4 protein-coding genes and 1 pseudogene are annotated in these 7,245 nt (G+C 71.9%); 1 reads left to right on the forward strand and 4 read right to left on the reverse strand.

What is annotated here, in order from left to right; translation table 11 throughout:
• Positions 1 to 134 precede the first annotated feature (134 nt).
• Positions 135 to 1,383 (reverse strand): annotated as a pseudogene (locus AB0L25_RS26885) (transcriptional regulator).
• Between the two features lie 1,012 nt (positions 1,384 to 2,395).
• Positions 2,396 to 3,682, reverse strand: a complete 1,287-nt coding sequence (murA, locus tag AB0L25_RS26890; protein WP_500175474.1) for a UDP-N-acetylglucosamine 1-carboxyvinyltransferase — start codon at positions 3,680 to 3,682, stop codon at positions 2,396 to 2,398.
• Positions 3,683 to 3,926: 244 nt separating this feature from the next.
• On the opposite strand from murA, the gene AB0L25_RS26895 reads away from it, so the two are divergent.
• On the forward strand, positions 3,927 to 4,970 hold the full coding sequence (locus AB0L25_RS26895; protein ID WP_500175469.1) for a suppressor of fused domain protein: 1,044 nt from the start codon (positions 3,927 to 3,929) through the stop codon (positions 4,968 to 4,970).
• A 7-nt stretch (positions 4,971 to 4,977) separates the two neighbouring features.
• Here AB0L25_RS26895 and AB0L25_RS26900 read toward each other — a convergent pair whose 3' ends face one another.
• Both AB0L25_RS26900 and purB read right to left on the reverse strand, forming a co-directional pair.
• A complete protein-coding gene (locus AB0L25_RS26900) occupies positions 4,978 to 5,772 on the reverse strand; it encodes an MOSC domain-containing protein (protein WP_500175470.1) in 795 nt (264 codons plus the stop codon).
• 36 nt (positions 5,773 to 5,808) lie between these two features.
• Complete coding sequence (gene purB, locus AB0L25_RS26905) at positions 5,809 to 7,119, reverse strand: adenylosuccinate lyase (protein ID WP_500175471.1); 1,311 nt, start codon at positions 7,117 to 7,119, stop codon at positions 5,809 to 5,811.
• Positions 7,120 to 7,245: the final 126 nt, after the last annotated feature.

The raw sequence follows: 7,245 nt of genomic DNA on the forward strand, positions 1-7,245 counted from the left end.
TCCCCGCGCGGCGGACGGGCCGCGGACGGGCCCCTGGACGGCCGCAGGCCCCGGACGTGCGCGCGTTCGCGCGTCCGGGGCCGTGCGATCGCGGACGGCCGTGCTCGAAACGCCCGCGACCGGGACGCCCGCGATCAGGACGCCTTCGACGGGCCCAGCTTCTCGACGATCAGCCGGTACAGCTGCCGGGGGCGGCCGGGTTGCGGCGTGCGGTTGGGCGGCAGCGGCCACGCCAGCCCCTCCTCGACGAGGGTGCGCAGCAGCCGCCGCGCGGTGCGCGGGGTGACGCCGAGCATGCGGCCCGCGTTCTCCGCGTCGACGATCAGCGGCTGGTCCTGGTCGCCGAGCTTGTCGGCGAGCCGGGCCAGGATCTCCAGGCCCTTCGGCTTCGCCTGCGGCTGCGACCGCGGCGGCGTGCGCGGCGCGGGGACGAGCGCGCGGCCGTCCCGGTCCAGCGCGAAGCCCTGCGACCGCTGCGAGCTCTGCGAGCGCGCCAGCGCCGCGCGGGCGTGGTTCTCCGCCTCGTGCGCGGTGCGGCCCATCCCGATGCCGACCTCGATCGCGAGGCCGAGCTCCTCCCGGACGCGCTCCACGAACGGCGGCGTGCGGAACCCCTCCGTCGTGGAGGTCACCGAGCCGCGCGTCGCGATGACGAGGTAGCTGTGGTCGTCCAGGGGCCACACCGACGCGTTCATGCGGTGCGCCTCCTGCAGCAGGACGCGGTGCAGCGCCAGCTTCAGCTCGTCCCGCCAGTAGCGGGGCGTGACGCGGCGGGGCGTCTCGCGCAGCGTCGGGACGTCCACCAGGACGACGACGAGCTGCGACTCCTCCAGCCGGTGGTGCGCGCCGAGCAGCGCCGCCGTCTGCAGGGAGCTGCGGATCGCCGCGCCCGTCGGGCGCACCCGGATCGTCGGGACGCCCGCCATCTCCATCCGCTCGGCCGTCGCGTGCACGCACGTCATCGCCACGGTCGTCGCGCCGCGCCGCCACAGCCGCTCGTGGAACGCCGCGAGCGTCCCCGGGCCGGCCGACTCCTCGCGCAGGTGCACCCTGCTCGGTGCCGAGGCTGATCTCCGCGTAGGCCTCCTCGACCTCCGCGCGGCCCAGCACGTCGATGCTGACCCGCGCCGGGTCGAAGCGCTCGTCGAGGGACGCCCGCAGCAGCGCGCCCTGCAGGGCGGCGCCGTTCAGCGGGACGTACGTCGCGGGCATCGTCAGCACGCCGGCCTTGCGGGCGAAGTCGTACGGGACGGGACTGGCGAACAGGCACACGTCCACCCCCGCCCCCAGCCGAACGACCTTGTCGGCCGCCTCCTGTTCGTCTCGGTATGCGGCGGCCACCAGCCGGCTCGGTACCGGCGTGGGGCCGTGGCCCATCAGCATGACCCGTTCGACCAGGTCATGGGGGCCCACGACGCCGATCGTGAGATCGGGCGTGACCGACCCCGTTCGTGCGGCCGTCATCGATGTTCGCTCGCTTCCGGTCCATCCTCTCGGCGGGGGGCCCGCCCCGGCCATGCGTTCTCGCACGTTCCGCCCAACGGTCGACTCATGTCCTCTTGCCCTGCTTCAGACTCGGCACCGCAGACTCCCGTGCGTTTCGCTCCCTCGTTGCCCTCGTGGGTATCGGGTCGGGACGACGCCGTGTGACGTCCAGACGCGAAATCGAATCAAGAGTGCGGCGAAAAAGTAACCTACGCGACCCCCTAGTCAGTAATTTGTCACCATTCGGCCAGTCATGATCCTGCATCTTCGGGTGTCCGAAGTTCAAACACAAGACCCGAAAACACCACGGGTCACCCGCTGTGACGCGGTCGCCCACTGAGGAGACCCCTCCGCCCGGCGATCGGTTTACGCATGGGCCGAAATGCGGACGTCCCGACGCCGCACCGCCCGGAAAGACGACGGATCCGGTTCGGCGCGCGCGGCGCTCACCGCCGGTGATTTTTTGCCGCGTTACGGTCCGTCCCATCCGGACCGTTCCAGCGCCTATTTCCCCAGCGAGGAGGCGTGTCGGACGGCCGAAACTCGCGGCCGCGCGAAACGCCGCGTGATCATCCGGTGACCGAGCGCTGATCGCTTTCGGTGCTGTGCGTGACAACTCACGTCAGAGCGCACGCCGAAGTTGGTCAGGATGAACCCGAATGGCGGCACCAAACCGCCCAGTCGCGTCGAGAAGTCCCGTGCGGGGCGCCGTGTTCCGTGCGGAGGTACGGAACGCGGGCGCCCGGCCGGGTGCCGAATCCGCGTGCGGCCGCACGCATCGCACGTCCGTCCGGTCCGCAACGCAGAGCACCCCCGCGCTCACCGCCGGTCGTAGGGGCGGTGACCACGGGGGTGTTCCGCTGAGCGGTCCCGGAGTCGGGCGGCCGGCCGGGCGGGCCGGCCGGGACGGTCAGGAGACTTCGCGGACGATGTCGGCGCCGAGCTGCGACAGCCGCTCGGCGGTGTGCGCGTGGCCCCGGTCGAGGTAGTAGGCCGACGTGATCGTCGTCTCGCCCTCGGCGGCGAGGCCCGCCAGGACGAGCGCGCTGCCGCAGCGCAGGTCGTGCGCCTCGACCTCGGCGCCGCGCAGCCCGCGCGGCCCGTTGACCTTCGCGCGGTTGCCGTCGACGTCGATGTCGGCGCCCATCTTCTGCAGCTCGTCGGCGAGCTTGAAGCGGCCGTCGAAGATGCGCTCGTAGATGTAGGACGGGCCGTCCGCGAGGCACGACAGCGCCATGATCGGCGACTGGAGGTCGGTCGCGAAGCCCGGGTACTCGTCGGTGATGACGTTGATCGGCCGCAGCGTGCGCTCCCGCCGGACCTGCAGCACCGCGCCCTGCTGGTGGAACTCGACGCCCATCTGCTCCAGCTTGTCGGCGGCGACGCCGAGGTGCTCCAGCGTGGCGCCGACGAGGTTCAGGTCGCCGCCGGTGATCGCCGCGGCCATCACGAAGACGCCGGCGTCGATGCGGTCGGGCATCACGGTGTGCTCGACGGCGGTCAGCTCGTCGACGCCCTCGACGGTGATGAACCCGGTGCCGCCGCCGCTGATCTTGGCGCCCATCGCCTGCAGGATCGCGATGTTGTCCAGGACCTCGGGCTCCAGCGCCGCGTTCTTGATCAGCGTGGTGCCCTGCGCGAGCGCCGCCGCCATGATCAGGTTCTCGGTGCCGGTGTGCGACGGGGTGTCGCAGTACAGCGTGCCGCCGCGCAGGTCGCCGGCCTTGATGTGGATGACGCCGTCGCCGTCGTCGCCGACGTTCTCGGTGACGGTCGCGCCCATCCGCTTGAAGCCGTTGTAGTGGAAGTCGAGGTTGCGGGACCCGAGGTTGCAGCCGCCCACGCCCTCGATGACCGCCTCGCCGAGCCGGTGCAGCAGGGCGGGCACGAACAGGAACGAGCCCCGGAACCGGGACGCGATGTCGGCGGGCAGCACGGGGCTGCTGAGCGACGAGGCGTCGATGACGAGGGTGCGCTCGGTCTCGTGCAGCTCGGCGCGCGCGCCGACCGCGCGGGCCAGCTCGACGGCGCGGCGGACGTCCTCGATGATCGGCACGTTGCGCAGCACGGTCCGCCCCTTGGCGGCCATGAGCGAGGCGCCGATCATCGGCAGGACGGCGTTCTTCGCGCCCTGGATGAAAACGGTGCCGTGCAGCTGCCGGCCGCCGCGCACACGGTAACGAACCTCGTGGCCCATGCTCATGCCGCGATACTCCTTTGGATGCGGGAAAACCTGCCGGATCGTGTGGGACCGCCTGGGCCGTGCGCGCCGAACGGCGTCCCCCTTGCGTCTGCCGCGACGCGTCCCCAGTAAACCACCGTGCCGAGGGTGCGGCGCCCGGAGCGACGTCCACGGAGCGGTTCGCTCGTTGAGATGCCCATCGGACGGAAAAAGTTCGCTCGCCCAACTCGGCGGTGCAACCGCCGCTATGGTGATCAATATGGACGAATCGCCAGGATGGGATGCGATCGACGCCGCGCTACGCGAAGTCCACGGAGACGTCGAACCTCTGCACTGGGGGACCGTCCACAAGTGGGCGCTCGGCGGCCCCGACCCCCTCGACGGCATCAGCGCCTACCCGCGCGCCGAACCCGTCCCGCACTGGCATTTCGTGTCGTACGGCATGAGCGAGCTGTACGAGAAGACGTCCTCGAACCCCGACGAGTCCGGCTGGGGGTTCGAGTTCACGTTCCGGCTCGTCCGGCACCCCTCCGAGGAGAAACCGCCGGTCTGGGCGGCGAACATGCTGCAAAATCTCGGCCGGTACGTCTTCAATTCCGGCAACTGGTTCGAGCCGGGCCACCACATGAACGTGAACGGCCCCATCGCCACGGACCGGGAGGACTCCGACATCCGCGCGATCGCGTTCGTCCTCGACCCCGAACTGGGCGAGATCGGCACGCCGCACGGGTCGCTGCAGTTCCTGCAGGTCGTCGGCCTCGCGACCGAGGAGTACGAGGCCGTCCGGCAGTGGAACTCCGACGCCTTCATGGACGTCCTCGCCCCGCACCTGCCGCTGTTCGTCACCGACCTCGACCGCCGCTCCCTGCTCACCGACCCCGAGATCCGGCGCGCCGTCCGCGCGGGCGTCGAACGGGACGGCTCCAGCAGCGGCATGCAGCTCGTCTCGACCGCCCACTGGGACCGGACCCCGGACGGCACCACGATCAAGCTCGGCGCCCTGCAGGCCCCCGCGATCGCCGACGCGCTGCGCGGGCGCCTCCCGTTCGGCCGCGAGCTGATCCTGCAGACCCCCGACACGTTCCTGACGTTCGCGCCCGCCGACGCGTTCGCGATCGAGGAACCCGGCGAGGGCCGCCTGCTCGTGCACGTCCCGTCCGGCGCCCTGGACGACCTCCTCGCCACCCTGCAGCCCACGGCGGCCCGCAGGCCCGTGCCGTCCCTCCCGGGCGTCACGGTCGAGATCGTCCCGACCGTGATGAAGGACCAGTACGGCAACGAGACGGGCGAAGTGATCGGCTGACCCGCGCTCAGCGGCTCTCGACGATCTCCACGGGGTCGCCGACCGCCAGCGTGCCCACGGTGCGCGGAACGCAGTTCTGGCCGAACAGCAGCCCGCCGTCCCCGGTCCGGTAGGTCGCGAGCGTCCGCAGCGGCTCACGGCCCCGCTCGCCCGTCTCCTGGTCGGTCGTGGTGATCACACAGCGGGTGCACGGCTTGATCGCCTCGATCAGCGTTCCCCCGATCCGCAGCAGCCGCGCGCCGTCCTCGGCGAACGCCCCGAGCCCCTCGACCACGATGCTCGGCCGGAACCGGTTCATCGGCAGCGGCTCGGCCAGCCGCCCGTTCAGGTCGTCCAGCGACTCCGCGGAGATCAGCAGCAGCGGGTACCCGTCCGCGAACTGCAGGATCCCGCCGCCGCGCTTCGTCTCCCGCCGGCCCGTGAACCGGACGAGCCGGCATTCGCGCCCGAGCAGGTCGGCGAACCACGCGGCGGCCTCGTCGCCCTGGTCGATCCCCCGGCACTCCTTCCGGTGCACGAGGACGTCGCGCGGCTCGCCGTCGTCCCCGTCCCCCGTCAGCGCCTTGTGGACGAGCGGCGCCGCGCCCGGCGCCGTCACCGTGAGGACCTCGCCGTCGTACGACGGCCGCATCAGCGCCATCGCCGCCGTGTCCCGCTGCGTGAGCGACCGGCCCTCCGGGCCGACGAGCATGAACTCGCGGTCGTGCCGCAGGCCCGTCGGCAGCAGCTCGGCGGTGCGCAGCGCGGTGCCGCCGCCGCTCTTGACGGGGTAGACGTTGAGTTCGGTCAGCGTGCCCGGCACGGCGCCTCCGTCGGTTCGGTCAGGCCGTCGGTTCGGTCAGGTGAGCTCGGCGAGACGGTCGAACACGGGCCCGAGCCGCTCGACGAACCGTTCGGGACGGCACACCTCGTCCAGCCGTCCCTCGTCGAGGGAGAGCCCGGCCTCCGCCGCGTGCCGGCGCAGCGTCTCGCGGAACGGCGTCCCGGTCTCCCAGGTCTCCATGGCGGCCTTCTGCACCAGCGGGTACGCCTCGTCGTCGCGCGACATCCCGGCCTCGACCAGCTCCAGCAGGACCGTCGACGTGTAGATCAGCCCGCCGGTCGACTCGAGGTTCTCGGTCATCCGCGCCTCGTCCACCACCAGGCCCGACATGAGACGGTTCGTCAGGTTCAGCATGTAGTCCAGCGCGATGGACGCGTCCGGCAGCGCGATCCGCTCGGTCGACGAGTGCGAGATGTCCCGCTCGTGCCACAGCGGGATGCCCTCCAGCACGGGCACGATCTGCGCCCGCACGATCCGCGCCATCCCCGCGAGCCGCTCCGAGATGATCGGGTTCTTCTTGTGCGGCATCGCCGACGAGCCCTTCTGGCCCTTGCCGAACGGCTCCCACAGCTCCCGCACCTCGGTGCGCTGCCCGTGCCGCACCTCCAGCGCGATCGCCTCGCACACCGTCGCCATGATCGCGAGCGCCGACACCCACTCGCTGATGCCGTCCCGCATGACGACCTGCGTCGACACGTCCGCGCTCCGCAGCCCGAGCTCCCGCGCCACGTGCGCCTCGATCGCGGGGTCGATGTTCGAGTACGTCCCGACCGCCCCGGAGATCGCCATCACGCCCACCGACTCCCGCGCCCGGCGCAGCCGGTCCCGGGACCGCGCCATCGCGAACGCGAAGTCCGCGACCCGGTGGCCCCAGACGTCCGGCTCCCCGTGGATCCCGTGCGTCCGCCCCACCCGCAGCGTGCCCTTGTGGGCGAGCGCGTGGTCCCGCAGCGTCGCGACCAGCGCGTCCGCCTTCGCCAGCAGGATGTCGGTCGCCTCGACGAGCTGCAGCGCGAGCGCCGTGTCCAGCAGGTCGGACGACGTCATGCCGAAGTGCACGTACCGCGCGGCCTCGCGCGGCTCGGTGTTGTCCGCCCACGCCGACAGGAACGCGATCACGTCGTGCTGCGTGACCGCCTCGATCTCGTGCACGGCCTCCGGCGTCGGCGGCGGCGCCTTGCGCACCGGCTCCACCACCTCCGGCGGGATCGTGCCGGCCGCGGCGTGGGCCTCGACGACGAGGACCTCCACCTTGCACCACAGCTCGTACTTGTGCGCGTCGCTCCAGACGCGCCCCATCTCCGGAAGTGTGTACCGCTCGATCACCCGACGATTGTCCCAGGTCCCGCGACGGTCTGATGCGGCGGCCTCGGGCGGCGGGCCCTGGCGGGCCCGCCGCTCGATCGCATGGTCGCGGCCGTCGTCGGCGGATCTGTTCGCCGAATGGCAGCT

Origin of the sequence: Spirillospora sp. NPDC052242, from assembly GCF_040679555.1 — a bacterium.
GTDB lineage: Bacteria > Actinomycetota > Actinomycetes > Streptosporangiales > Streptosporangiaceae > Spirillospora.

Coding starts and splice junctions, on each gene's coding strand:
- murA (WP_500175474.1), bottom strand. CDS start 3,682: ATGGGCCACGAGGTTCGTTACCGTGTGCGCGGCGGCCGGCAGCTGCAC.
- AB0L25_RS26895 (WP_500175469.1), top strand. CDS start 3,927: ATGGACGAATCGCCAGGATGGGATGCGATCGACGCCGCGCTACGCGAA.